This window comes from Synechococcus sp. JA-2-3B'a(2-13), assembly GCF_000013225.1.
Lineage (GTDB): Bacteria > Cyanobacteriota > Cyanobacteriia > Thermostichales > Thermostichaceae > Thermostichus.
Map to the genome: position 1 here is coordinate 989,808 of NC_007776.1, position 25,265 is coordinate 1,015,072.

24 protein-coding genes are annotated in these 25,265 nt (G+C 59.7%); 14 read left to right on the top strand and 10 right to left on the bottom strand.

Annotated features, from left to right (window positions below):
- Positions 1 to 15: 15 nt before the first annotated feature.
- Together CYB_RS04540 and CYB_RS04555 are read right to left on the bottom strand one after the other, a co-directional pair.
- On the bottom strand, positions 16 to 1,296 hold the full coding sequence (locus CYB_RS04540; RefSeq protein WP_011432585.1) for an MDR family MFS transporter: 1,281 nt from the start codon (positions 1,294 to 1,296) through the stop codon (positions 16 to 18).
- A 1,432-nt stretch (positions 1,297 to 2,728) separates the two neighbouring features.
- Positions 2,729 to 3,247, bottom strand: coding sequence for an HNH endonuclease (locus CYB_RS04555; protein WP_011432587.1), 519 nt, complete (start codon positions 3,245 to 3,247; stop codon positions 2,729 to 2,731).
- Positions 3,248 to 3,402: 155 nt separating this feature from the next.
- On the opposite strand from CYB_RS04555, the gene CYB_RS04560 reads away from it, so the two are divergent.
- The 5 genes from CYB_RS04560 (at position 3,403) to CYB_RS04580 (ending at position 9,314) form a co-directional block, all read left to right on the top strand.
- Positions 3,403 to 5,610, top strand: a complete 2,208-nt coding sequence (locus tag CYB_RS04560; protein WP_011432588.1) for a glycoside hydrolase — start codon at positions 3,403 to 3,405, stop codon at positions 5,608 to 5,610.
- Positions 5,611 to 5,637: 27 nt separating this feature from the next.
- Positions 5,638 to 6,588 carry a prolyl aminopeptidase gene (pip, locus tag CYB_RS04565; RefSeq protein ID WP_011432589.1) on the top strand — a complete coding sequence of 317 codons (951 nt, stop codon included), beginning with the start codon at positions 5,638 to 5,640 and terminating at the stop codon, positions 6,586 to 6,588.
- A 240-nt stretch (positions 6,589 to 6,828) separates the two neighbouring features.
- Positions 6,829 to 7,368: a PDZ domain-containing protein gene (locus tag CYB_RS04570; RefSeq protein ID WP_238376905.1), complete on the top strand. Its 540-nt coding sequence runs from the start codon at positions 6,829 to 6,831 to the stop codon at positions 7,366 to 7,368.
- 31 nt (positions 7,369 to 7,399) lie between these two features.
- Complete coding sequence (locus tag CYB_RS04575; RefSeq protein ID WP_011432592.1) at positions 7,400 to 7,708, top strand: hypothetical protein; 309 nt, start codon at positions 7,400 to 7,402, stop codon at positions 7,706 to 7,708.
- 10 nt (positions 7,709 to 7,718) lie between these two features.
- Positions 7,719 to 9,314, top strand: a complete 1,596-nt coding sequence (locus CYB_RS04580; RefSeq protein ID WP_011432593.1) for a hydantoinase B/oxoprolinase family protein — start codon at positions 7,719 to 7,721, stop codon at positions 9,312 to 9,314.
- On the opposite strand, the gene CYB_RS14305 is transcribed toward CYB_RS04580, so the two are convergent.
- Together CYB_RS14305 and CYB_RS04590 are read right to left on the bottom strand one after the other, a co-directional pair.
- A complete protein-coding gene (locus CYB_RS14305) occupies positions 9,251 to 9,643 on the bottom strand; it encodes a thioredoxin family protein (protein ID WP_041437173.1) in 393 nt (130 codons plus the stop codon). The two genes, CYB_RS04580 and CYB_RS14305, sit on opposite strands and share 64 nt — an antisense overlap.
- A gap of 34 nt (positions 9,644 to 9,677) precedes the next feature.
- On the bottom strand, positions 9,678 to 10,418 hold the full coding sequence (locus tag CYB_RS04590) for an NnrU family protein (protein ID WP_011432595.1): 741 nt from the start codon (positions 10,416 to 10,418) through the stop codon (positions 9,678 to 9,680).
- Positions 10,419 to 10,486: 68 nt separating this feature from the next.
- Between CYB_RS04590 and psb27 the strand changes: the two genes are divergently transcribed.
- Entirely contained in the window at positions 10,487 to 10,888 is a 402-nt protein-coding gene (gene psb27, locus CYB_RS04595) for a photosystem II protein Psb27 (RefSeq protein WP_011432596.1), read from the top strand.
- A gap of 229 nt (positions 10,889 to 11,117) precedes the next feature.
- Complete coding sequence (locus CYB_RS04600; RefSeq protein ID WP_011432597.1) at positions 11,118 to 11,582, top strand: YHS domain-containing (seleno)protein; 465 nt, start codon at positions 11,118 to 11,120, stop codon at positions 11,580 to 11,582.
- A 24-nt stretch (positions 11,583 to 11,606) separates the two neighbouring features.
- Here the strand turns inward: CYB_RS04600 and CYB_RS04605 are convergent, their stop codons facing one another.
- The 3 genes from CYB_RS04605 to CYB_RS04615 form a co-directional block, all read right to left on the bottom strand.
- Positions 11,607 to 12,422, bottom strand: coding sequence for a sensor histidine kinase (locus CYB_RS04605; RefSeq protein WP_148202698.1), 816 nt, complete (start codon positions 12,420 to 12,422; stop codon positions 11,607 to 11,609).
- 87 nt (positions 12,423 to 12,509) lie between these two features.
- Complete coding sequence (gene prmC, locus CYB_RS04610) at positions 12,510 to 13,397, bottom strand: peptide chain release factor N(5)-glutamine methyltransferase (RefSeq protein ID WP_041436326.1); 888 nt, start codon at positions 13,395 to 13,397, stop codon at positions 12,510 to 12,512.
- Between the two features lie 12 nt (positions 13,398 to 13,409).
- On the bottom strand, positions 13,410 to 14,264 hold the full coding sequence (locus tag CYB_RS04615; RefSeq protein WP_011432600.1) for a Tic22 family protein: 855 nt from the start codon (positions 14,262 to 14,264) through the stop codon (positions 13,410 to 13,412).
- A 497-nt stretch (positions 14,265 to 14,761) separates the two neighbouring features.
- Between CYB_RS04615 and CYB_RS04620 the strand changes: the two genes are divergently transcribed.
- From CYB_RS04620 to CYB_RS04635, 4 genes are all read left to right on the top strand, one after another.
- On the top strand, positions 14,762 to 14,953 hold the full coding sequence (locus CYB_RS04620; RefSeq protein ID WP_011432601.1) for a hypothetical protein: 192 nt from the start codon (positions 14,762 to 14,764) through the stop codon (positions 14,951 to 14,953).
- A gap of 145 nt (positions 14,954 to 15,098) precedes the next feature.
- Positions 15,099 to 17,612 carry a U32 family peptidase gene (locus CYB_RS04625; protein WP_011432603.1) on the top strand — a complete coding sequence of 838 codons (2,514 nt, stop codon included), beginning with the start codon at positions 15,099 to 15,101 and terminating at the stop codon, positions 17,610 to 17,612.
- Positions 17,613 to 17,776: 164 nt separating this feature from the next.
- The gene (gene ilvN / locus CYB_RS04630) at positions 17,777 to 18,301 is read left to right on the top strand and encodes an acetolactate synthase small subunit (RefSeq protein ID WP_011432604.1); all 525 of its coding nucleotides are present in this window, start codon (positions 17,777 to 17,779) and stop codon (positions 18,299 to 18,301) included.
- A gap of 74 nt (positions 18,302 to 18,375) precedes the next feature.
- On the top strand, positions 18,376 to 18,957 hold the full coding sequence (locus CYB_RS04635) for a hypothetical protein (protein ID WP_187147264.1): 582 nt from the start codon (positions 18,376 to 18,378) through the stop codon (positions 18,955 to 18,957).
- Positions 18,958 to 18,982: 25 nt separating this feature from the next.
- Here CYB_RS04635 and CYB_RS04640 read toward each other — a convergent pair whose 3' ends face one another.
- Positions 18,983 to 19,729, bottom strand: a complete 747-nt coding sequence (locus CYB_RS04640) for a DUF3120 domain-containing protein (RefSeq protein ID WP_148202699.1) — start codon at positions 19,727 to 19,729, stop codon at positions 18,983 to 18,985.
- Positions 19,730 to 19,881: 152 nt separating this feature from the next.
- Here CYB_RS04640 and CYB_RS04645 point away from each other — a divergent pair, with 152 nt between their 5' ends.
- Complete coding sequence (locus CYB_RS04645; protein WP_011432607.1) at positions 19,882 to 20,925, top strand: glucokinase; 1,044 nt, start codon at positions 19,882 to 19,884, stop codon at positions 20,923 to 20,925.
- On the opposite strand, the gene CYB_RS14735 is transcribed toward CYB_RS04645, so the two are convergent.
- A complete protein-coding gene (locus CYB_RS14735; RefSeq protein ID WP_148202700.1) occupies positions 20,904 to 21,119 on the bottom strand; it encodes a hypothetical protein in 216 nt (71 codons plus the stop codon). The two genes, CYB_RS04645 and CYB_RS14735, sit on opposite strands and share 22 nt — an antisense overlap.
- A gap of 97 nt (positions 21,120 to 21,216) precedes the next feature.
- On the opposite strand from CYB_RS14735, the gene CYB_RS04655 reads away from it, so the two are divergent.
- A complete protein-coding gene (locus tag CYB_RS04655) occupies positions 21,217 to 22,203 on the top strand; it encodes a methyltransferase domain-containing protein (protein ID WP_041436329.1) in 987 nt (328 codons plus the stop codon).
- Between the two features lie 13 nt (positions 22,204 to 22,216).
- Positions 22,217 to 23,434: an FAD-dependent hydroxylase gene (locus CYB_RS04660; protein ID WP_011432610.1), complete on the top strand. Its 1,218-nt coding sequence runs from the start codon at positions 22,217 to 22,219 to the stop codon at positions 23,432 to 23,434.
- Here CYB_RS04660 and CYB_RS04665 read toward each other — a convergent pair.
- Positions 23,431 to 25,158, bottom strand: a complete 1,728-nt coding sequence (locus CYB_RS04665) for a helicase HerA domain-containing protein (protein WP_011432611.1) — start codon at positions 25,156 to 25,158, stop codon at positions 23,431 to 23,433. The genes CYB_RS04660 and CYB_RS04665 overlap by 4 nt on opposite strands.
- Positions 25,159 to 25,265 lie beyond the last annotated feature (107 nt).

Sequence of the window (25,265 nt, forward strand, 5' to 3'; positions counted from 1 at the left end):
CTTCTTTCCTGGGCTCTAGCGTTCTGCGTCACCGAGGGGAGCGGGCTCCATCACCGGAGGCACTGCGGCCCTATTCACCTTGCAGGGCAGAATGCGGTTCAGAAAGCGGAGGATCCCCCAAACCCAACTGACGGTGATCACCCAAAAGATCCACAACCCGCTTGCCCACGGTTGCGGCAAGTCCAAGGCCATCCCCCCAATCATTGGGCCAAGAGCAAACCCCGCCGCCCAGCAGAGGGAGTTGACCGACAGATACACCCCCCGCAAGTGATCCGGCGCCAAATCCGCCACCAAAGCAGAGGCAGAGGGGTTGTAGCTCACCAACGCCAAAGAGAGCACCGCCAGCGCCAAGACTGCCACCGCCGGGGCCGGAGCCCCCAATTCCGCCGCCAGACCGCTAAGCCAAACCAAAAGAAATCCCACCCCCCACATCAGGGCGGATCCCTGCAACCCTTGGATGCGCGTCCGGCGATTCAACCAACGGGCCACCGGCATCTGCAGCAGAGCGATCAAGGCCCCATGCAAGGCAAACAAAATGCCGATTTGCACCTCTGGGATCCCTACCCCATTGCGGAAGTAAAGGGGCATGCTGCTGCTGAGCTGGGCCACATAGGTGGTGAACAGGATATTCGACAGGCCAAACACCAAAAGGGAGCGATCTCTAAGGGCGGTTTTCCAACCTGCCAACACAGGCTCTGCTGCCGGACAAGTCGCCCGAGTTTCCCGGATAAAAAACCAAAGTACTGCCAGAAAGATTAGAAAAGTGACACCGTCGATTACAAACAAGAGCCGATAGGCCCCCGTCAGAGCCACCAGCGTGCTGGCCATAGCCACCCCAAGGCTGAGGCCCAGGTTATCCCCCAGACGGTTGAGAGCGTAGGCTTCGTTGCGCTGCTCACGAGTGGTTAGATCTGCTACAATCGCTTCCGCAGGCGGCCAGTACAACCCCTGCCCCAAGCCTGCAGCCATATTGGCCAGGGCAAAACTCCAGAAGTCATAGGAGAGCGCAAACCCAAACGACCCCAAGGTGGAAATAGCCAGAGAGAGGATCAAAGTGGAACGGCGCCCCCAAGCTCCATCGGCCATCGAGCCGCCCAGGATGCGGCCAAACACCCCGGCAAAAGCCATAATGCCTAGCCCCAGGCCCACTTGGGTGGCGGTCAGCCCCACCTGATTCACAAAAAAGAGACTGGCATAAAACAAGGTAAAGCCGGTTCCAGTTTGGGAAAGCAGCCGACCGATAAAGATCAGCCAAACCTGAAAACTGAGCTTCGGCCACCAAGAAGGGATCCACATGTTGAGTGCAGCAGGATGTTGAGTGCAGCAGGGGAGGGCCTACCTAGCCTACGGGATCCCGATCCTTGAGGCCAGGGCAAGGAGCCTGCTCTGACAAGTAAACTGAAAATTTGTGCAGCCAGGCTTGATGTTCGTTGCCAGAAGGCTCTTCACCCAGCGGGCCAGCAGACAGGGCAACCCATTTCCCCAACTCCAATCGCGTCAGCGGGACGGAGTCCAATATATTCGCTCAACAGCCGCGCCAACTTATAAACTCGATAATCGAGCTGCACTAAGCTACTTTTCATCTGCCCCAAAACACCCAGTCCTCTTCTGAGCCAACTTACAACCTTCAACCTTTCCCAAAACCTGCTGAGCAGGAAGCCAACCCCCATCTTGCTTGCTGCAGCCGAGGCGCAAGTTCCCTTTGCCCACAACAGAGCACCTGTAGCTCAGTCGCAAACCTGGACAAAGCTAGAAGAAGCTGTGCCTTACAGTTCTAGTACCAACAATTTTAACTAACGGGGGTGCGGGGGCAATAGGTCCCATGCTCTAGCCGCAGGGTGAGCACTGGGATACATGGATCCCCGCCATACCCCTGAGCGAAATCTGTAGTAAAGTCTACTTATGCTGGCGGTAACCTACAAGTACTGGGCTTATCCAGATGCCTCCCAACAAACCAGCTCACGGGCGGACGACGGGGATTGACCTGGTTTTGGAGCAATTCCTGACGACTTCAGAGGGCGCTTTTGGGAACGGCCCAAGGGCTTCAAAGCCCTGCAAGGCCAGCTGAGAAGGCTGCAACCCAGGGGGGCGAGAAAACAGCAGGGGTCTTGCCACTGGAAGAGAGCACCACTGCAGGTTGCCAGGATGCAGCAGGGCATTGCCAATGGTTGCCAAGAGTTTCATTTCCAGAGGGCCCATTGGCGTTGAGACCGAGGGCAGACCCTCTCTATCTTTTCTTTGTGGAAGATCTTTGTGGAAGACCTCAAGGCCAAGGGCTGGGCAAGGGGGATGTTGCCCAAGGATTGCGTCGAGGCTGCCTGGGGATAGATTCTCTGCCTTCTGGAGTGGGTTTGCTGGAAAGGTGGGGTGGACTTTGCCAAGGTTGACCCCAAAGGAAGCGGCCAAATCGGTTGCAAGTGCTGGGGGATGGTTAGCAACAGCTGGGCTGTCGGGGGGCCTCAGTGCCCTGAATGCCGGTACCGGGTGCATCAGGACTCAGCCTCAGCCTTGGGAACTGTGCTGGGTGGATTAGAGGTTGTTTTGCGAGCTGGCAGTGCCTAGGGGGGAGGCTGGGGAAGGGGAACCGCCTGTCCAGTTGTTCTGTCGGGGGTTGTAGACCCAGACAAGTGGCGTGGGGCAGGAATGCCCGACCGCGAGGTAAGGACTCCGTCCTGCTGACGGGAAGGGTGGCCCGCGCTCTGTCCATAGGATGAGCGCCGGGAGGATGTCACTCTTGCCGACTTTGGTGTTCGCGCCAGAACTGCTCCGCAAAAGCCACCGTCGGGTGGAGAGGGGCACGGGGTTTGCTGCGCAGGGGCATGTTGGCTTCTTCAGGGGTGCGGTTGCCCTTGCGTTGATTGCAGCGTTCGCAAGCCGTCACCACATTGTCCCAACTGTGGGATCCCCCTTTGGAGAGGGGCACGACATGATCCAAGGTCAAATTGTGGGTGGTGCCACAATACTGGCAGGTGTGGTGATCCCGCCGCAAAACCTCCCGCCGATTCACAGGGGGCACGCGCCAAGCGCGCTCTTTGCCCTTGATGGTCAGGCGAATATGTTCGGGCACTTCAATGACCTGGCTGGGGGAGCGCACCTTCCACACCGGCACATTCATCATCGAGAGCGGTTCGGCTTTGCCTGTTAGCAGCAGCACGATTGCCCGCTTGATATTGACCCGGCTGATGGGCAAATAGTTTTGGGAAAAGACAACGATCGACTGTTCCAGAAGGTGGGTAGCGGCAGTCATGGCTCAGCTCTTCCTTTTGCCGCCATTCTCCTGAGGAATCTTGCGAATGGCAAGCTTTTCCCCACCGGCAGCGCTCAGACATTCAAGAGTTTCTTACGATCGCGAGCCAGACAGATGGGCTAGTATCCGGGTGATGGTTGGATCCGGTACCGCCCATGACCTACCCGCTGCACGTCGCCCTGGTTTGGCACCAACACCAACCCCTCTACAAAAGTCCGGTGGCGGGTAAATATCGCATGCCTTGGGTGCGCCTACACGGGATCAAAGATTACCTGGACTTGGTCTTGCTGCTGGAGCGCTATCCCCGCTTGCACCAAACGATTAACCTGGTGCCCTCCCTGATTCTACAGATCGAAGAGTATGTGGCCGGCTCGGCTTTTGATCCTTACCTGGAACTGACCCTATCCCCTGTCGAAAAGCTCGGCCCCGATCAACTGCGCTTTGTGGTCGAGCGTTTTTTCGACAGCCACTACCCCACCATGATCGAGCCCTACCCCCGTTACCGGCAGCTCTACAACCAACGGGAATCTCAGGGGGTGAACTGGTGTCTGCAGTACTGGACTCCGCAGGACTTCGGGGATCTGCTGGCCTGGCACAACCTGTCTTGGTTTGATCCTCTCTTTCAGGAGGATCCTGAGATTGAGGGCTGGATCAAAATGGGATCCGGTTTTACCCTGGCGGATCGGCAGCGGATCTACGCCAAGCAACAACAGATCCTCGGCGCCATCTTGCCCCAGCACGCCAAACTGCAGAGCAACGGCCAACTGGAGCTGACCACCAGCCCCTATACCCACCCCATCTTGCCCCTGTTGGTGAGCGAGCGCTCGGCACGGGTGGCTCGGCCAGGGTTGCCTTTGCCTCGCTACCCCTTTCACTGGGAGCAGGATGTCCACAGCCAACTGGAGCGGGCTAAGCAGATCTATCGGGAGCGCTTTGGCCGCGAGCCGCGGGGCCTGTGGCCTTCCGAGCAATCCGTAAGCCCTGCCATTGTGCCGATTGTGCAAAAACAGGGCTTTGAGTGGATCATCTCCGACGAAGGGGTTTTGGGGTGGAGCCTGGGTCAACCGTTTCACCGCGATGGGCAGGGCCACATTCTGGAGCCGGAGAAGCTCTACCGCCCCTACCGCCTGGAAACCGAGCGGGGGGATCTGGCCATCGTCTTTCGGGATCACCGCCTTTCGGATTTGATCGGCTTCAGCTACAGCGCCATGCCCGCCGATGCTGCCGCCAAAGATCTCATCGGCCATCTGGAGAGCATCCGCAACCGCCTGCCCCAGGAGCAGCCCTGGCTGGTGACCATCGCTCTGGATGGGGAAAACTGCTGGGAGTACTACCCCCAAGATGGCCGGCCCTTCTTGGAAAACCTTTACACCCGCCTCAGCCAGCACTCCTCCCTGCGGCTGGTGACCGTTTCGGAGTTTCTGGATCAGTTTCCGCCCACCGAGTTTTTGCCGGCAGAGCAACTTCACAGCGGCTCCTGGATCGAGGCAGATTTCACCACCTGGATTGGGGATCCCGTCAAAAACCGCGCTTGGGAGCTCTTGGCTCAGGCCCGCCAGGTGATTCAGGATCATCCCCGCGCCAATCCCCAAGCCTGGGAAGCCCTCTGGGCCGCCGAGGGATCCGATTGGTTCTGGTGGTTTGGGGCAGGCCACTCCTCCGCCCATGATGCCGTTTTCGACCAGTTGTTTCGGGAGCACCTGCAGGCGCTCTACACTGCTTTGGGAGAGGCGGTGCCGACCGTGCTGCAATTTCCCCTGGAGGATCATGACGGCCTAGGGGATCGCCTGCCGCAGGGGTTTATCCACCCGGCCATCAACGGTCGTCCGGCAGAACGGGAGTGGAGCCAAGCGGGGCGGGTGGAGATTGGAGCGGCCCGAGGCACCATGCACCGCAACAGCATTGTTCGTCGCCTCTGGTACGGGTTCGATCACTTCAACCTCTACCTGCGGCTGGATTTTAACTCGGTGGTGCAGCGGCCCAGGCAATTGCTGGTGCTGTGGTTCTACCCCAACCGTGTCACCGTCAACAGCCCCATTCCCCTGCAGGGGTTGCCGGCAGAAGCTCCTCTCAACTACCACTACCGCCACCTGCTGCGGTTGTCGCTGCCGCCTCCCGGCACCGGCCAGCATCCGGCAGAGGTGCAAGCCCAGCTCTTGCAGGCAGGGGAGTACCACACCTGGCACGCCATCGGCCATCAAGTGAAGGCGGTGGTGGATGCCTGTTTGGAGGTGGCCATCCCCTGGAGCAATTTGGGCGCCCAGCCGGGTCAGGAGCTGCAATTTGTCATCCTGGCCGCGGATGGCGAGACCTTTCAGGAAGGGATCCCGCCCAAGGCCACCATTGCCCTGCGCAGACCCTGAGAGTGATGACCAGCAGAGCTTCAAGTTATGTCGCGCGATCTCTATCCCCCCATCGAGCCCTACGATCAAGGCTTTCTGGCGGTTTCCTCCCTCCACACCCTGTACTACGAGCAGTGCGGCAACCCGGCAGGCAAGCCGGTGGTGTTTTTGCACGGGGGGCCTGGAGGCGGGATCGATCCCATCTACCGGCAGTATTTCGATCCCAGCCGCTGGCGGGTGGTGCTGTTCGATCAGCGGGGCTGCGGGAAAAGTCGCCCCTATGCCGAGCTGCGGGAGAACACCACCTGGGATCTGGTGGCGGATATCGAGAAGTTGCGCCAGCATCTGGGCATTGATCGCTGGTTTGTGTTCGGGGGCAGCTGGGGCAGTGCCCTTGCCCTGGCCTATGGGCAAACCCACCCCCAATCCTGCCTAGGGTTTGTCTTGCGGGGCATTTTTCTCTTGCGCCCTTTTGAGCTCCGCTGGTTTTACCAGTCGGGGGCCAGCTACTTTTTCCCCGATGCTTGGGAACATTACCTGGAGCCGATCCCTCCCGAAGAGCGGGATGACCTGCTGGCAGCCTACCACCGCCGCCTAAACGACCCAGATCCCCAGGTACGGCTGAGGGCAGCTCGCGCCTGGTCCGTCTGGGAGGCCAGCACCAGCAAGTTGATCCCCAGCCCAGAGCTCATCGAGCGCTTTGGTCGAGGAGAGTTTGCCGAGGCCTTTGCCCGCATTGAGTGCCATTACTTTGTCCACGGCGGTTTTTTGGATCCGGAGGATCAGCTCCTCAGGGGGGTGGGGCGGCTGCGCCATCTGCCGGCGGTGATCGTCCAGGGACGTTACGACGTGGTGTGCCCTCCCATTTCTGCCTGGGAACTGCATCAGGCTTGGCCAGAAGCAGAGTTTCGGATGATCCCCGATGCCGGACATTCCATCACTGAACCCGGAATCCGCACCGCCCTCCTGGAAGCCACCGATCGCTTTGCCGGTTTGTGAGCCCCGCCGAGCCAACCCAGTGCTGCCAGGGATCCCAAGACCTTGAAGAATTGCTACAGGAAGGCCGGCAAAACCTTGGGATCCAGCCCAGAAGCACGGCCAAGCCTATCGACAGTTGGCGATTTTGGGTTTATCACTGAGGGAGGGGCGGTGCAAGCTGCCCACACCTGGCTGGTGCATCCACCCAAGTGCTTCGCGGATTCAAGCTCATTTCTACTTCACCGTTTCCAGGGTCGAACCATGCAGAAACCAACCCATCTGTTCAAGCTTGCCCTAGCCCTGCCCATCTCCTTCTTGCTGGCAGATGCAGTTGTGGCCTACCCCTGCGACTCGGTTGGGGGTGAAGCTTACAACCACCACGGCTCCACGGTTCAGGTCAGCAGCGACGCCAACAGCTTCGGGGTTCAGTGGTCGCCTGCCTCCTATGCTGTCGGCAACGGCTTCATTGGAGTTGCCATTGAAACGGTGAACGGCGAGCAAGCCCAGAGCGCCATCAGCCGTCGTCTGTTCGGCCCCGCACTTCGAGTTCAGGGGGTGCAGGTGGTCGGCTTGCTCCAGGATGGTCCTGCTCAACGAGCCGGTCTGGCCCAGGGCGATATTTTGATTGGAGTGGATGGGCAGCGGGTCACCTCCGTGCAACATGTGCAGCAGATCATCCAAAATACCCCGGTAGGCCAATCGGTGCCGATTACCTTCCGCCGTGGTGAGCAGGTGCTGTCAACGGTGGTTGTGGTGGGGGATGGCCGGGTGTTGCGCCCCTTGATGCTGCAGCAGCAGTGAGCCTTGTCGGGATCCCTACCCGGAGCTCTCTGTGAATGCCAATTGGAGTTCGGGATGGGCTGTCTGGGCAGTTTGCGGCCTCAACGGCTTGCTGTTTTTGGCCCTGGTTGCTCTCATTCCTGTCATTTTGAAGCTGCGCTCGGCTCTTGGGGTCACAGAGCAGGCCATGGCCGATTGGCGAGAAGCAGCTCAACAGGCCTTGGCTCCCACTCCCGCTGAGTTGCTGCGTCTGCGGGATCGTCTGCGCGAGAATCGCCATACCCTTGCCCGCTGGCAACGTCGTTTGCAGTTCTGGCAAGGGATCCGCAGGGTGGCCGTTTGGCTGCGGCGCAGGCTTTGATTGGAGAGGTATGGATAGCAACCGTCCTGTCTCCAACCCCATCCGGTTGCAGGTCATGGCCAACGCTCTGGCGGGGATTGCCGAAGAGATGGGGGCGCGCCTCATCCGCGGTTCATACTCGGCCAACATCAAGGAACGGCGGGATTGCTCCACAGCTCTGTTTGACGCGCAAGGGGCCTGTATTGCCCAGGCAGCCCACATCCCGGTACATCTGGGAGCCCTCTCGGAGGCGGTGCGGGCGGTGGTGGCAGCCGACCCCTGCCCCGGAGATGTGTTTCTCCTCAACGATCCCTACCAGGGGGGATCCCATCTGCCGGACGTTACGGTGGTCGCGGCCATTCCCGGCTGGAGGGATCCCGACCGGATTTGCGCCTATGCTGTGAACCGTGCTCATCACGCTGATATTGGAGGGATGCGCCCTGGCTCCATGCCCGCCGACTCCACAGAACTTTGGCAAGAGGGGCTGGTGATCCCGCCGGTACGGCTGGCTGGGCTCTCTCTAGAAGGAGAGTTGTACTGGCAGGAGGATCTGCTGCGCCTAATCCTGGCCAATGTGCGCAATGCCGAGCAGCGGCGGGGGGATCTGCAGGCCCAGGTGGGGGCCAGCGCAGTGGGGATGAGCCGGTTTCGGGAGTTGCTGGCCCGCTTTGGAGAAGAGGAAGCTTGGCAGTTGATCGCAGGGGTCATCGAGTACAGCCGCCGGCGGATGCGGGCGCAAATTCAGGCTCTGCCCGATGGGATCTACACGGCTGAGGATTGGTTGGAGGGCTACGGGGATCCGCCCGCGCCCCTTGAGATTCGGGTGCAGGTGGAAGTAGAGGGCGAGAAGCTGCGGGTGGACTTCACCGGCACTGCTCCGGCCATGGCGGGAAACCTGAACGCGCCCCTGGCCGTCACCCGCTCGGCGGTGTTGTTTGCCCTGCGCTGTCTGTTGGATCCCACGGCCCCCAGCAATGTCGGCTTGGAGGATCCCATCGAGATCGTGGCGCCGCCCGGCTGCTTGGTGAATGCCCAGTTTCCGGCAGCAGTGGTGGCGGGCAATGTGGAAACCTCGCAGCGCATTGCCGATGTGGTGTTCAAAGCTCTGGCTCCCGTGGCCGGATTGCGGAGCATCGCTCAGGGGCAGGGCACCATGAACAACTGTGTGCTGGGCAACCGCCACTTCACCTACTACGAAACCCTGGGAGGTGGTCAGGGGGCCAGCCGGCAACGACCGGGTTTGGACGGAGTGCATGTGGGCATGAGCAATACCCTCAACACCCCCATCGAGGCTCTGGAGCTGGAGTATCCCCTGCGGGTACTGCGCTACGAGCTACGCCAGGATTCCGGCGGCCATGGCCAACAGCGGGGCGGCTGGGGGCTAATCCGCTCCATCCAGACTTTGCAGGATTGCACCCTCTCCCTGCTCACCGAGCGGCGCCATTATGCCCCCCAAGGAGAACAGGGGGGTGGGCCAGGCCAGGTGGGGATCAACCTCCTCAACGGGGATCCCCTACCCGGCAAAATCAGCCGCTCCCTAAAAGCCGGCGACGTGATCACCCTCTACACGCCGGGCGGCGGGGCTTGGGGCTCAAACGAGGATGAGCAGGCTCCCGAACCCAGGTAGCGCAGGTGGTCAAGAAACAACTGCTCGCAGCGGCGAAGCACCTCATCGCGGCTGGCGAAGTGCTCCAGCCTTTGCACTTCTTGACCTTTCTCAAACAAAATTAGGGTTGGCAAAGAGCGCACCCGATAGCGGCGCGGCAGCCAAAAATTGTCGTCTACATTCACCCGCAGTACTTTGACCGCTCCTCCCCACTCGGCTACGAGACGGTCGGTAATCGGCTGAATGAAGCGACACAGGCCACACCAAGGGGCGCCGAAATCCACCAAAACCAACCCGTCACTTGTCAAAAGTTCTTGATTAAAAGCATCTAAAGCAACTTGCAAGGCCATCACTCCCAAACTAAAGAAGTTCTTTGGGATCATGCTACCAGGCAACTCGGCTGGCTGCAGAAACCATTTGGGGATGGAAAGCATAAAGAATCAATACAAAGCTGAATACCCCCAGATAGGCCCAGCGAAAAAACTCTTGGGGGCGCAGTTGCTGTCGCTTCTGCAGAATGGCCAAGCCGGGGATCACGGAGGTGCGCGCCTTGAGATCGCGGAAGGCCTGCCCGTATTTCCGCTCCAGGCGGTGATCCCCGTGCCAAACCGCAAACAGGTGGTAGGCAATGAGCCCAAGCGAGGTCACCACCATAAAGCTGGAGCCAATCCAAAGGGTATGGGCTACACACCAGATCACCTGGCCCACCATTTGGGGATGACGGGTGATACGGATGATCCCGGTTTCAAACAGGTGGATCTCCGGCTTGCGAATGGCGGCGATCTCCAGCAAGTTGAAGGTGGCCGGATACAAAAAGAAAAAAGAGAGGGCAGACAAAAGAGCAACGGTGGTGCGAATGCCCGGGACGGCTTGGAGATCCCAGAGAATCACCCCGTCGTAGCGGTGGTTGAAAAAATAGATGAGCAACAGCGGTGCCAAACTGAGGCTCACCAGAGCAAAGAAGATGCGGTACAGACGGGATCCCAGCCGGCTTTCCCCCCAGGGTCGCAAGTAGGCCAGTCCGCTGTGAGCACAGGCAAATCCCAAGATTAGGGCCAGCACTGTCCAATGGGATCCGTACTGGCCCAGCTTCTGCAGAAAGTCGCTGAAGGGGGTGAACAGCATCTTTTGGGTGACTCCTCTTCTGGTGTTGCTGTGGCTTATGCTTAAAAGTAAGTTACATTAGGTTCCCCATGCTCAAAACTTTTTTTCTGCGTCTTGTCAGCCTGCTCCTATCTGTAGCCCTTTTGCTGGGCTCAGCGAGCTCAGTTGCTCAGGCTGCCCGTCTCACCGGCAAGTATTACGAAGACAGCATGACCCTGATCCAAACCCTACGCACCGTCCTTTCAGAAGGGGATCCCCTGATGAACCCGGAAGAGGCGCGAGCGGAAGCCATGCAAGCCATCCAGGAGTTTTCTGGGCGCTACCACGGCCATCGCTACGATAAGCTGCAGTCTTTTACCACTTTGCGCACGGTGTTTAACACGCTGGCCTCCCAGTACCGCACTTCCAACCGGCCTCTCAACCCCGAAAAGGTGGAGCGGGTGCTAATGCAACTGGATCGGGCCGAATTGGCCCTGCGCCGAGAAGGTTGAGCTTTTTTTAGATTGGATCTCCCCGATCCAAATCACAGGCAAATCTCCTCGCTGTGGCCAAACTGTTCCCAGTCCCCGGAAGCCAGCATCTCCTCAGATGTCTTTTGTCAGATGTCTTTTGGAACCTGAAGGGGAAGAGTAAGGCTTTCTTGCTCATTTCGATTTTCGATTGAGGACTTGGGAGGTTGTGATGGTCAAAAATCGTTGGGCTTTGATCCCGCTGCTGCTGATGGTTGGGGCTGTTGCTTCTCACCCAGCTTGGCTCCTGTCTCTCCCAGCCCAAGGACAGGTTGTTGGGGCTGTCGAGGAGGGATCCCCGGGCCCCTTTTTTGCAACGGATGGCCTGGCCCTGCGGGGCTATGACCCGGTGGCCTATTTCATCGACGGCAAGCCGGTCAAGGGATCCCCAGCGTATGAATGGGAGTGGGGAGGGGTAACCTGGAGGTTTGCCAGCGCCGACAATCGAGAGCGGTTTCGCAACAACCCAGAGCGCTTTGCCCCCCAGTACGGCGGGTTTTGTGCCTGGGCCGTGGCCCACAACTACCTTTACCCGGTGGATCCCTTTGCCTGGAAAATTGTTGATGACAAGCTATACCTGAACGCCAACCAGCGGGTACAGCGTAACTGGGAGCGCGACATCCCCGGCTTGATCAAGAGGGCAGATGCCAACTGGCCAGCTTTGAGAAGCCGATAGGCCCAAGTCCCTCTGGCCTGGGGTTCAATGGGCGAGGCGCAGGGTCACCTTGATGCCAACTCGGTAGGGGCCGCTTTCGCAGAGTTCCAGCTGGCCTCCCATTTCTCTCAGGAGCCGCTCGCTTACCCGCCAGACAGCACAGCCCTCTGTTTGAATGGGCACATGGCATCGCCCCTCAAGGTTCCACCCCAGGCACAGTCGCCCCTCTTCTTCTGCGGTGGGATAGGGGTGCAAAGCCATCGAACCGTAGCGTAGGGTGCGGATGCCCCAGCGACACACTCCCAGCAGCGCCTGCACCAAGCCGTGGGGATCCGCCCAAACGGTGAGGCTGTCGGGGAGAAGGGGCACCTCAGAGGCTGGGGCTGGTTGTAGAACCGGCCATTCGTAGCGAATGCCCTGATCCTGGGCCTGTAGGCGAGTTAGGCTGTACACATCCTGCAGGAGGGGGCGTAGTCGGGTCGGTTCCGGTCGCAGAGGTTGGATGGGCAGGTCATGGCGAGCCAGGCGGGTGTATTCCTCAAGCAGCTTGATCAGGCGCTCTACCGCCTCTTTGGCACTTTGAAGGTATTCCCGCTCCTCTTCGGGGGAATCACACAGATCTGACAGCACCAACTGCAGGGATCCCATCTGGCTGCTGAGGGGATTGCGCAGCTCATGGCCGATGCTGACGAGCAACTCTTGTTGAAAGGCCCGCATCACCTCAGAGCGTTCAAAAGCAAATTGCCAATCCACAGCCTCTTGCTTGTCGGCAGAGGCAGCCTGCTGTAAGGGTGGGTCGGGTTTGGCTGTAGGCGAAGGCTCCCTCAAGAAGTGCTCCTGGCGAAGGACAGGGGATCCCATCCGTGCTCAGATCTCTGGGCTCGGAGCTTTAAGTTTTGGACAGTTCCGGCTCCGGCGATACCCCATCTTATGGGATCCTACCCTTTTCTATCCGACGAAGTGGGCGCTGACCACCCGTTCAACCCCGGCCAGATCTCGGTGAACTTGGATCTGCCGATAGCAGCTTCTAGCTTGCAACTGCTCCGCCACCCAAGGGGCTTGGCCTCGCATCACTTCCACCGCCCAAAAGGAGTTCGGGGCCAGGTAATCCGGTGCTGCTTGAATCAACAGTCGCAAGTGGGCTAGGCCATCTTCTCCGCCATCCAGAGCCTGTCGCGGCTCGTGCAGTCGCACCTCTGGCATGAGCGAGGCCAGGTCGGCAGAGGGAATGTAGGGAGGGTTGGAAACCAGGCCGCGCAGCCGTCCTCGCCAGGGATCCAAAGGTACAAACCAGGATCCCAGCAGCAAGTTCACCCGCTCCTGCAGATGGTGGGCTACCACATTGTCTGCCGCAACAGCCAATGCCTCTGGGCTAGAATCCACGGCCAGAAGCCGCAACTGGGGGTGCTGATGGGCCAACGCAATGGCAATCGCTCCGCTGCCTGTACCCAGGTCGGCAAAACAGGATCCCGGCGGCAGAGGATTGGCCTGTAGCCAAAGGGAAGCCTGCTCCACCAGCAGCTCGGTCTCCGGGCGCGGGATCAGCACCGCCGGCGTCACCCGCAAGCTCAAGCCCGCCCACTCAACTTTGCCCAACAGGTACTGTAGGGGGATGCGCTCTTCCACCCTTTGCCGCCAAAGGGCCTGCACCTCCTCCAGGGGATCCCCCTCCCCAGCCGGAGCGCGACCCATCAGCCGCTCCAACGGCCCCCACCCCAGCCGTTCTTTGAGCAAAATGTCCACTTCCTCGGCAGGGATCCCAGCCGCTTTTGCCGCCCTCAGGGCTTGGGCACGCCACTCTGTTAACCGCTTCACCAGAGCAGACGGGGATCCCATCAGGGGCTTAGGTTAACGCTGAGGCTGGGGACTTGCAGAAGGATTGGCAGGCCGGGCCAGGGATTGGATATACTCCAGCGCCGAGCGAGAGGGGATAAAAGCGATCTTCTGCACATCGGCCTGTGCGTCGGGAGCCAACATGCGCTCCACCACAATGGCCAGCGAGGTCACTTCAATCTGGGTCTTTCCAACTACATCCGGGTTCTGCGCTGCCGCTCGATCCAAAGCCCTCCGCAAATCGTTGCGGTCGAAGAAGAAGGGCACCACCTCATGGCCATCCTGCTCGATGGTCAGCAGCCCCTCTCCGGAGCGGCCATAGAACAGAGGCACACCAATCGCTTCTGCAGGCACATCTTGACCGGTTTCCTTCAGCACCTGCTTGGCTGCTTCCACATCAGAAGCCCGAGGCACCACCTCAAAATACAGGTCACTATTCTTGGCGCGCTCCTCTTCCGATTTTTCGTAGGCATACCCCAGCGAGAGAGGCACCACCCGGGCTTGACTGGCTATCTCGGGGTTGCTGGCTTTCACCTGCTCCAACACTTGCTGGGCCTGGGCCTGATCCAGCCAGAAGGAAACCACTTGGATGGTGCGGCCATCTCGCTCCACATTGGCGACAACGGGGGTGCCGTTCTGAGACACAATGGCAAAAACAGGCACCAGATTTAGCCGCTCCGCCACCTCTTGCCGGCTCATGGGGCCTGCGGCTGCCTGAGCCAGTAGGGCATTCTCCTGAGCCCAAACAGGAGTCACAGCCAAACCCCCCCAAGCTGTTCCGATCAGGATCCCGGCTACGCCGCCCACCTGAGCTGCACAGCGGCAGAGGGAGCGCACAGGCGATACTACATTACAACGCGTCATTCTCATCTCAACTCCCGGCATCGCGCCTTGTTCTGGTTGCTATGGGGTCAGCTTCCTAAGTACTAACCAACAGCCTGGGGCAAATCAAAAGCTGCCTAGATTAAACCCGCTCAACAGGGCTTAGGCTAGCGATGCGGCACACTCTCAGCCTTAGGATCCCGGTTGGCCATCGCTGACAACACCCCGGCACACCTATCTTGAAGAGCGCTCTTGGGCCACCCTAGAAGCCAAGGTTAGAACATCTGCTCGACCTCTGTCGAGGGGCAAAGCCCCTGTTTTGGGTGGGGATCCCGCATCACCCAATACTATATACGGAGTCGCATACAACTGATCCACGCTAGATGCAGATCCCTCCGAGGGTTGTGTACCCAGCTCTCCCATAAAACGCTGCCTATTCCAGCCTTGTTCGGCGGTGTCCTGATGTAGCCGCGCAAACGTGGCAGCTGCTGTTAACTTTTGTTAAGGTAGGGGTGTTAACCCACAGCTGTAGGGAGCATTGAGTCATGGCTAAGATCTTCACCGCTGAATTCAACCAATTTGAGACCATCAACGCTACTCAGGCCTGGTCTTTGTTTTTCACCATCAGCGCTTCCGATCGGCTGCTGGGTGACAACCCGGCTGTTGGCCGCTACCTAACGTTGGCTTTGTTCAGCGCCGTCCTCACCGGGATCCTGAATGTGCTGGTGGCTTCTTAGCTAGACCCTTTGCGGACGGAACGAGTTTTTTGTTAAGAGGTCGCCGGCAGAGGCAGCTTGACCTGAGACAAGGGGATCCTGCTCTCAGGTTTTTTGATTTTGAATGGGAAAGGATCCCTTGTTCTCTTTGTGGGGCTGTCTTCCGATGAAAGCTGCTGGGATAGATTTCGCGGAAACGGATCACTTTGAGGCGCCGCCTCTGACCACCAAGTTGCCCCTGCTGCTGGCCCCGGCGGGGGATTGGGAGTGTGCCAAGGCGGCAGTGGAAAACGGAGCCGATGCCATTTACTTTGGGCTGGAGCGCTTCAACGCCCGGATGCGCGCCCGCAACTTTACGGAAGCGGATTTGCCGGAACTGATGGCCTGGCTGCACCGGCGGGGGGTACGGGGCTATGTTACTTTGAATACTCTGGTTTTTCCAAGGGAGCTGACGGAAGCCGAGGGATACATCCGCTCGATGATTGCGGCGGGGGTGGATGCGGTGATTGTGCAGGATATTGGCATCGCCCGCCTGATCCGGCATCTTTCCCCCGATTTCCCCATCCATGCTTCCACGCAAATGACCATCACCAGTGGAGTGGGAGCGGAGTTTGCCGCTGAGCTGGGCTGTGAGGTGGTGGTGCTGGCGCGGGAATGTTCCCTCCAGGAAATCGCCCAGATCCAGGCCTATCTGCAAGAGAAGGGATCCTCCCTATCTCTGGAGGTCTTTGTGCATGGGGCGTTGTGCGTGGCCTACTCGGGGCAATGTCTGACCAGCGAGGCGCTGGGGGGGCGTTCGGCCAATCGGGGGGAATGTGCCCAAGCCTGCCGCATGCCCTATGAGCTGGTGGTAGACGGGATCCGCCGCGACTTGGGGGAGAAGCGGTATCTGCTCAGCCCTCAAGATTTGGCCGGGCTGGAGGTGCTACCGGAGCTGGTGAAGCTGGGGATCCGCTGTCTGAAAATTGAGGGCCGGCTGAAATCCCCAGAATATGTAGCCAATGTAACGCGGGTGTATCGGCAGGCCTTGGATGCGCTGGGGGTGGGACAGCCGTGGCAGCCCTCGCAACAGGAACGCTACGAGCTGGAGATGAGCTTTTCTCGCGGGCTCTACACAGGCTGGCTGCGGGGCATCAACAACCAGGAGCTGGTGCACGCGCGGTTTGGCAAGAAACGGGGGGTTTACCTGGGGCAGGTGGTGGGGATCCAACAGGATCAGGTGGGGATCCGGCTGGAGGCACCCCTCAAAGCCGGGGATGGCGTGGTGTTTGACCAGGGGCAGCCGGAGTTACCGGAGCAGGGGGGACGGGTTTACCGGGTGCAAGAGAAGCAGGGGCTGGCCTGGCTCAGCTTCGGAGAGGGGGTCATTGATCTCAAACGTCTGCGGGTGGGGGATCGCCTCTGGAAGACCAGCGACCCGGAACTGGAAAAGCGCCTGCGCCAAAGCTACGCCGGGGATCACCCCCGCTTTCAGCGGCCTGTCCACATGGAGGTTCACGGCCAAGTGGGATCCCCGCTGACGCTGATCCTGCGGGATGAGCAAGGCCATACAGTGCAGGTGGATTCGCCGCTGCCCCTGGAAGCTGCCCACCGCCAACCCCTCACCACCGAAAAACTGCGACAGCAACTGGGCCGTTTGGGCTCCACTCCCTTCAAGTTGGGATCCCTGCACAATGCCTTGCAGGGGGAGGTAATGCTGCCGGTGAGCCTGCTCAACCAGATGCGCCGACAAGCGGTGGAACGCCTACAAGCTCTGCGAGCTCAGCCCCCGCGCTGGCAACTCAATCCCGAAGCTCGCTGGCAAGATCTGGTGCCTTCTCAGGAGGAGCCCGAAAGGGGATCCCCGCAGTTGGTGGTGTTGGTGCGGGATCCGGCGCAACTGCCGGCGGCGATAGCCAGCGGTATTAGGCAGATCTATCTGGAGTTTGAGGATCCCCGCCGCTATCGGGAGGTGATCCGCACAACCAAAGCCGCCCATCCCGAGGTGGAACTGTGGGTCGCTCCGCCCCGCATCACCAAGCCAGGAGAAACCTGGATCCTAAAGCAAGTGTTGGTCGGCGGAGCCGATGGCTACTTGGTGAGAAATTACGACCATCTCCGTTTTTTTGCCGGGCAGCGCTGCATTGGGGATTTTTCCTTGAATGTGGCCAATCCCATCACGGCCCACTATCTCAAAACCCGTTACAACCTGGAGCGCCTGACGGCTTCCTATGACCTCAACCACGAGCAACTGGGATCCCTGCTGCAAGCCGGCCCCGCCCATAGGTATGAGGTTACCCTTCATCAACATATGCCCCTGTTCCACATGGAGCACTGCGTCTTTTGCGCCTTTTTATCCAGCGGAACGGATTACACCAATTGTGGTCGCCCATGTGAAAAACACGAGGTGAAGCTGAGGGACAGGGCCAATGTCGAGCACATTTTGAAGGCCGATGCCGGCTGTCGGAATACCCTCTACAACGGCAAGGCCCAAACGGGGGCAGAGTATGTGCCGAAATTATTGGCCTTGGGCCTGCGCTATCTGCGCATCGAATTTTTGCATGAATCCCCCGCCGAGATTCAACAAACGCTGCATCGCTATCAGCAACTCCTACAAGGTCAACTCAGCGGATCCCAACTGTGGCAGGAGCTGAAGCTACACAGCCAATTGGGGGTTACGCGCGGGTCTTTGGAGAGTTAACGGCTGCGCTGTCTTTCTCTAGGGCGCCGGCTCTGCAGCTGTGCTCCGACCGGAGCAATGCGAAAAACATTCCGGCAAAGTTGGCGTAAAATTTCCTCAGGGTATTGTTATTCCCAGGTGCTTCCCCAACCTCTTCTCAGCTTTTTCTCTATCCTCTGGTTGCCGTGAAACACACCCTCAGCGCCCTCGTGCAGGATCAGCCTGGCGTTTTAACCCGCATTGCGGGGATGTTTGCCCGTCGCGGCTTTAACATCGACAGCCTCACCGTTGGCCCCACCGAACGACCGGGGATCTCTCGTATCACTATGGTGGTGCAGGGCGATGAACACGATGTGGAGCAGATGACGAAGCAGCTCTACAAGCTCATTGACGTGCTGAAAGTAACCGACATCACCCATGTTCCCTGTGTGGAACGGGAGCTGATGCTGGTCAAAGTTAACGCCAGCCCCGATACCCGCTCCGCCATCATGGATGTGGCCCAAATGTTTCGTGCCCGGATTGTGGATGTGGCAGAGGAGTCTTTGACTCTCGAGGTAACCGGGGATCCCGGCAAAATGGTGGCCATCATCAAGATGTTGACCAGCTTTGGCATCCGCGAGATCGCCCGTACCGGCCTTGTGGCTCTCACCCGCGAGTCCGGCGTGAATACGGAATACCTGAAGCAACACCCCACCTTAGTTACCGTCTGATGGCCTCAGGGGAAGCGATGCCAAAACTGGGGTGGAGTTGTAGGGGATCGGTTCTGCGGGGCACGATTAGCCTTGTGGCTATTGTGCTGGTGGGGCTGCTGGCCGGCTGCGGCCCTAGACCGCCAAAGCCGATTGTGCAGCAGGCCCTCGCCTATCAGATCGCTCATTTGTCCGGGCCGGTGGGATCCTTAGTGGGCAGCGACCGGTTGTCGGCACATCTGGAATTGCAGGATGTGAAAATCCGCCAGGATCGCCGTGAACCTTTGCTGTTAGTCTCAGGAGAAACCCTGGAAGGCCATCACCTCAGCGGCACCTACACCCTAATCGTGCATCCGCCGGGATCCCGCCGCCCCTATCGCCGCAAAGGGGATCCCTTCCAGATCACCCTGGCCCACCAAAAGGCACAAACTGTTGCTACACAACGCTCGCCCGACCGCGTCAAAACCGTGCCCGAACGGTGGCTGCTGGCCTACAGCTCACCGGATTCCAAGACTTGGGAGGTCATCGACTTTCTGCCTCAGCCCGCACCGGCACCGGAGTTGCCTCCTGCTGGGCCAGAACCTACACTGCCGGCAACTGCACCTGCTGCCGCCGACGTTGGCAGGACGGAGTCCGATGGAGCTCCCAGCCCTACCAATACTTCTACTCCCACCTGAAGCAGAGTTATGGGGATGTCCCAGCTCACCGCAGCAGAGCTGCCCCCCAGCCAAATAGCCCATCCACCAACAGGGTATTCAGCACTGCTCCCGCAAATGCCCAATGGTGCAAGCGGCGGGATCCCTGGACTCTCCACAATCCAACACCCAGCAACAGAAGGCCCAAGCCGATGCCCCAACCCAGGCCCCAGGGGGTAGCCATTTTGTCGAGGGCCGCCCTAAAAGGGACAACCGCCTGCTCCAACCGGTCAAACTGCATCGCCTGCCGCCACTCAGGCAGCAGCCCCACCGAGTGAATGTAGAGATCTGTAACCGCCGTACCCCACAGGGAGCCGAGATAAAACCAGGTACCGATGCGGGCAAACCGTCGCCGTATCCCCCACCAGACAATCGGGATCCCCAAGGCTTCCATGGGCATGTGCCAAAGAGGCTCAAAGCGCAGCCATCCCCAATACAGGGATCCTGCCAGCCAAGTCAGGGTAAAGCCGTACAGCAAATCTCCCCACAGGCGGGTACGGGGCTGGGAGTAGAGATGCAAGCTAAGGCCCAGCCAGCCCAAAGACATCACCAAGCTGACCCAAGGGGCATACCGCACCAGGGGCGCTTGCACAAAAACGGGCAGACTCACGAGCAGAGCTGCCACTCCCCCAATGGCATGGTGGGATCGGAAACGCCTTTGAACCGAGAGAGGGTGGGGATCCAGCCCGGCCAAATGCTCAGAGGACAGCAGAGGCTCATCTTGGAGAGGGGGTAAAAAAGGTGTAGAAGACAAAATGCAATATTAAAAACCTTTACATCAGTTAACATAGCACCTTCTTTGCCCTTCCCTCTTCTCCCCAGCAGGAGCGGGGAAGCCTTGGGGGCCTGGCATTCTCTCTCCAGAGATGTCAGGGTGGGAAGGAGGTGCTGGCCGGAGGAAACTGTATGGACTTGTTGTTGGCAGGAGACATCGGGGGCACCAAAACCAGCCTCAGCCTTGTCAATGCCGAGGATCCCGAGCACAGCCTTTACCACTGCCGCTATGCCAGCCAAGATTACGCCAACCTCGCCCCAATGGTGGGAGAGTTTCTGGCCCAGGCTCGGCGGGAGCTGGGGCGAGATCCACAGCCTGCTGCCGCCTGTTTTGCAGTGGCCGGCCCCGTCATGGAAACAAGGGGCTCAGGGTCTGAGGGACAGACTGCCAAAGTGACCAACTTGCCCTGGGATCTGCAGTCGAGCCAATTGGCCGCAGAGCTGGGGATCCCGCGCGTAGCCTTGATCAACGACTTCAGCGCCGTAGGGTATGGCGTGCTTGCCCTCGGCGACCAGGATCTGGACACCTTGCAAGTGGGTGAGCGTCAACCGCGGGCTCCGATTGGCGTGATGGGAGCAGGCACGGGTTTGGGGCAGGCTTACCTTACCTGGGGAGAAGGGGGTTACCAAGTTCATGCCAGCGAGGGCGGTCACGTGGACTTTTCCCCGCGCACCCCTCTGGAGTGGGAGCTCTTGAGGTATTTGCAAAAACGGCACGGACGTGTCTCCACCGAGCGGGTGGTCTCGGGGCAGGGGATCGTTGCCATTTATCAATTTTTGCGGGATAGCCAGTGGGGCTCAGGAGAAGAACAGCTGCTGGCCCAAATTGAGGCTTGGGAAAAGGGAGCTAAGCATATTGACCCGGCAGCCCAAATTGCCAATGCTGCCATGGAAGCACGGGATCCCCTGGCGGTGGAGTGTCTGCGGCTTTTCATCAGCCTGTACGGGGCTGCAGTCGGGAACTTTGCCCTACACCTATTGCCGCGCGGGGGCCTGTTCATCGCTGGGGGGATCGCGCCCAAGCTCTTGCGCCTACTGCATCAAGGGGAGTTTTTGTCCTCGTTTTTGGATAAGGGGCGGATGCGTCCTCTTCTAGAGCAACTGTCGGTGCAGGTGGTGGTGAATGCGCAGGTGGGGCTGAGGGGAGCTGCTCGCTACGCCGCCAACCTTTTGTGAAGGAGCAGCCGCTGCTGTTGAGGTTGCCACCCCTGGAACACCCCATCCAGCAGGTGATGGCAGCGACCCCAACGGATGCTGGAATCGTGCTGGAAAATCTCGCCCAGCTGCCCTTTGCCCCAGACTCCATCTTGAGCCAGCAGATGGGGCAAGATGGGATTGCGCCTTTGCTGGGCTGGATTGGCAGACCCCACACCGGAAAGCACTCTGCCTGTGGCTCCGCCATCCAACTGACAATGATCGCCACCACGCAGAGGGACTTCATATCATAGAAACTTCATGGTTGATCCGATGAATCCAATCTTTTGGGCTTTGGGCATAGCTGTGCTGCTGGCCGTGGGCTTGGCAGCCTATCTGTTGACTGCTCGCAAATACGAGTCTCCCGCCTCTGTGGCCAAGTCTTACGACGAGTGGACTCGGGATGGGATCCTAGAGTTTTACTGGGGCGAACACATTCACCTAGGCCACTACGGCTCTCCTCCCCAACGAAAAAATTTTCTGCAGGCCAAGCACGACTTTGTCCACGAGATGGTGCGCTGGGGTGGGTTGGATCGACTGCCTGCAGGGACAACCGTGTTGGATGTGGGCTGCGGCATTGGTGGGAGCTGCCGCATCTTGGCCCGCGACTACGGCTTTGTTGTAACCGGTATCACCATCAGTCCTCAGCAGGTGAAGCGGGCCCAGGAGCTCACCCCCCCTGATCTGCCTGTCCAGTTTCAGGTGGCAGATGCCCTCGACCTGCCCTTCCCCGATGCCAGCTTCGATGTGGTGTGGTCCATTGAGGCAGGGCCTCACATGCCGGACAAGGCCCGCTATGCCCAAGAGATGCTGCGGGTGTTGAAGCCAGGGGGAATCCTGGTGGTGGCGGACTGGAACCAGCGGGACGACCGGCAAAAGCCCCTGAACTTTTGGGAGCGGCTGGTGATGCGGCAACTGTTGGATCAATGGTCACACCCTTCCTTCTCCAGCATCGAAGGCTTTGCCGAGCAGTTGGAGGCTACTGGCCTGGTGGCAGGACGAGTGGAAACCGCCGACTGGACTCAGGAGACCCTTCCCTCTTGGCTGGATTCCATCTGGCAGGGCATTGTCCGTCCCGAAGGGTTGCTGAAGTTTGGCTTGGTGGGCCTGATTAAGTCGCTACGGGAGGTGCCCACTTTCTTGCTCATGCGCCTGGCCTTCGGCACTGGCCTCTGCCGCTTTGGCATGTTCCGGGCCGTGCGAGCCGCCACGTCGGCAGACTCCACCCGCACAGAAGTGGTTGCCCACAGCAGCCAATAGGAGAATAAGAGAGATGACAACTCTTGCTCCCACTCCGGATACTTTGGCAGCCCTCTACGACGTGATTATCGTCGGCGGAGGCATCGCGGGCTTAACCCTAGCTTGTGCCCTGCGGGGATCCGGCCTGCGGTTGGCCCTCATTGAGGCCCAGTCGGCTGAGGCAGTCAAACAGCGCCCCCTGGCCTATGCCCTTTCGCCGCTGTCAATCCGCATCTTCCGGGCCGTCGGGGTGTGGGAGGCGCTGGCTCCCCACATTACGCCCTTTGCTCAGGTGATTTTAACCGACGCCAACGCTCCCCAGCGGGTGACGTTTAGACCGGAGGATGTGGGGGAAGCGGCAGTTTTCTACTGTGGCGAGCATGCCTGGCTGCAGCAGGCGCTCCAGGAGCAGGTGGCTGCCGATCCCAAAATTAGCTGCTACTACGAAGCCAAGGTGGAGAGCGTAACCTATGGGAAGGCTGCAGCCGAGGTAGAGCTGGAAACGGCCCAGGGGCGTCGCCAACTGCGGGCCTCCCTGGTGGTCGCCGCCGACGGCCTGCGCTCCCAGGTGCGGCAGTGGGCAGGGATCCCTAGCGACGGCTGGGACTATTGGCAGTCCTGCATCACCGCCTTGGTGGCCCCTTCCCAAGACCACCAAAACATTGCCTACGAGCGCTTCTGGCCTGCCGGCCCCTTCGCCATCTTGCCCCTGCCCGGCAACCGCTGTCAGGTGGTCTGGATCATGCCCCACGAGCAGGCCAAAGCCACCCTGGCCCTTCCTCAGGCCGACTTCTTGGCCGAGATGCAGCGCTACTACGGCGGTCAGAGCGGCCAGCTCACTTTGCTGAACCGGCCCCAGGTTTTCCCGGCTCGCCTACGGCAAAGCCGCCGCTACTATCAGCATCGTCTTGCCTTAGTGGGAGATGCCGCCCACCACTGCCATCCGGTGGCTGGCCAAGGGCTCAACCTCGGCATCCGCGACGCCGCTGCCCTGGCCCAGGTGCTCCTAGACGCCTGGAGACGGCATGAGGATCTGGGAGATGTCAAAGTCCTGCGCCGCTACGGTCGCCGTCGCCGCTGGGAAAACTGGGTGGTGCTGCTCTTCACGGATCTGCTCACCCGCACTTTCTCCAACTCCTACTGGCCCGTAGTGGTTATGCGGCGGTGGATCCTGAGAGGGATGATGGCCTTCCCCCCCCTGCGGTGCTTGCTGCTGTGCTTGATGACGGGACTTTGGGGGAGCTCTCCCTAAAGTCCCAGCTCCTCCTTGGCCTTCTGAGCGGCCAGGAGCACCTCCGCATCTTCGGCCTGCGACCAGTCGGGGTCGGCGATCTCGGCGTAGAACCTTTGGTCGTAGGAGCGGGTTTGCACCACCACCGGCATAGGCACGGCGTGGCCGAGAAGGAGGGCCTGTTGTTTGGAATCTAGCTTGGCCAACACCGTTTTCAGGTTCTGGCTACCCGCCACCCCTGTGAACACCGCCTCGATATCTTGGTCGTCGTTGAGGAGTGCCGTAATGCGAGTGCCCAACTGCGACATCACCTCGCTGTCGATGCGGGAAGGGCGCTGATCCACCACTAGCAGCGTGACAAAGTACTTGCGCATCTCGCGGGCAATGGTGCCGAAGATGGTCTGCTTGGCCGCCCGCGGATTCAAAAAGCGATGGGCCTCCTCAATGGTGATGCATAGTTGACGGGGCCGGTCGAGGGGATTTTTGGATTGCAAGTACCGCTCCGTCTGATGTACGTAGGCCTGGTGAATGCGGCGGGTGATGACGTTGGCAGCCAACATGTAGGAAAGCAAGTTGGACTGGGATCCAAACTCGATAACCACGTGAATGCCGCGGCTGAGGGCATCCAAAATCTGGCCGATGTAGTTGTGGGGCAGGGTGCTGCGGATGTACTTGAGGTTGTCAAGGCGGGTGAGCTTGCGCTGCAGGGCCATCATCGAGGCTTTGTTGCCCATTTTCTGTTCGCAAAACTCTTGAATCTCGGTGTTGGAAAGGCTCAAGAGGCGGCCGATCCAGTCGCGGCCAAACTCGTTGCGCAGGATAATGGCGTTTTCCAGGCTGGCTTCCGATAGGTTCAGCTCCTCTGCCAACAGGGCCAGATCCTCCACCTCGATCTGGTTGTAGGCGATGAAGAGCTCCTGCGCATCCCGCACCCCTCGCCGCCGGGTGGAATCGGGATCCAGGGTATAGATTTGTACCTGACCGGGAAAGAGCTGCCGCAAGCCTTTCACAGTAGTGGCGTGCTTGTCTTCGCTGGCCGCCTCCCAGCCGTACTCGGAGTGCATGTCAAAGATCAGGTTCACCGCCGCCCGTTTGCGGATGATACCGGCCAGGATCAGGCGGGCTAGAAAGGACTTGCCGGTGCCCGATTTGCCGAAAATGCCGTTGCTGCGCTCCACCCAGCGATCCAAGTCCAAACAGATGGGCACAGCCATGTCGAGGGGCTGGCCGATAGCAAAGTTGCGCCGCTCCGGGTCATCTTCCCAACCGAAGACGGTGCGAAAGTCCAGTTCCCGTGCCTCATACACCTGTGAAAAATGGGCGGGCACTGTTTTCACGGGCAGCAGCTCCATGGCGCCAGCGGAAGGGGGTTCTTGGCCGAGGGGAGCTGCCAACGCTTCTGGCCGTTCGGGATTGACCAGGGGATACAGCCTTTCCCCTTCCGTTTGCCGCGGCACCAACATCAGCATCGGGGTGAGGGCAATAATGCCATAGGTACCGGTACCGGCCAGCACCTCCTGCAGCAAGGTCTCTTCCGGGCGGGGGGGATTGACCAGAATTTGGGGGTTGCTGGTTTCTAGGGTAACGTCAGTAAGCAGGCCAAAGAAGCGGTTGCGCTGCCCCTGGATCACCACGAATTTGCCCACCCGCAAGTCTTCTACCGAGACACCGGGATTGAGGCGAGCTTCCAGCCCTCGACTCAGGGATCCCTGAATCACGGTGGCCAAAGGTTGAGGAGGGGTCATGGCAGTGGGGGTTGGGTTCCAGATGCCTTATTCAGCTAGAAATCGCAGGAGCCCCGCACTGTACCCGTAGGGTCAGTGTCGGGAGGAATGCGGAAGTTATGATAGAA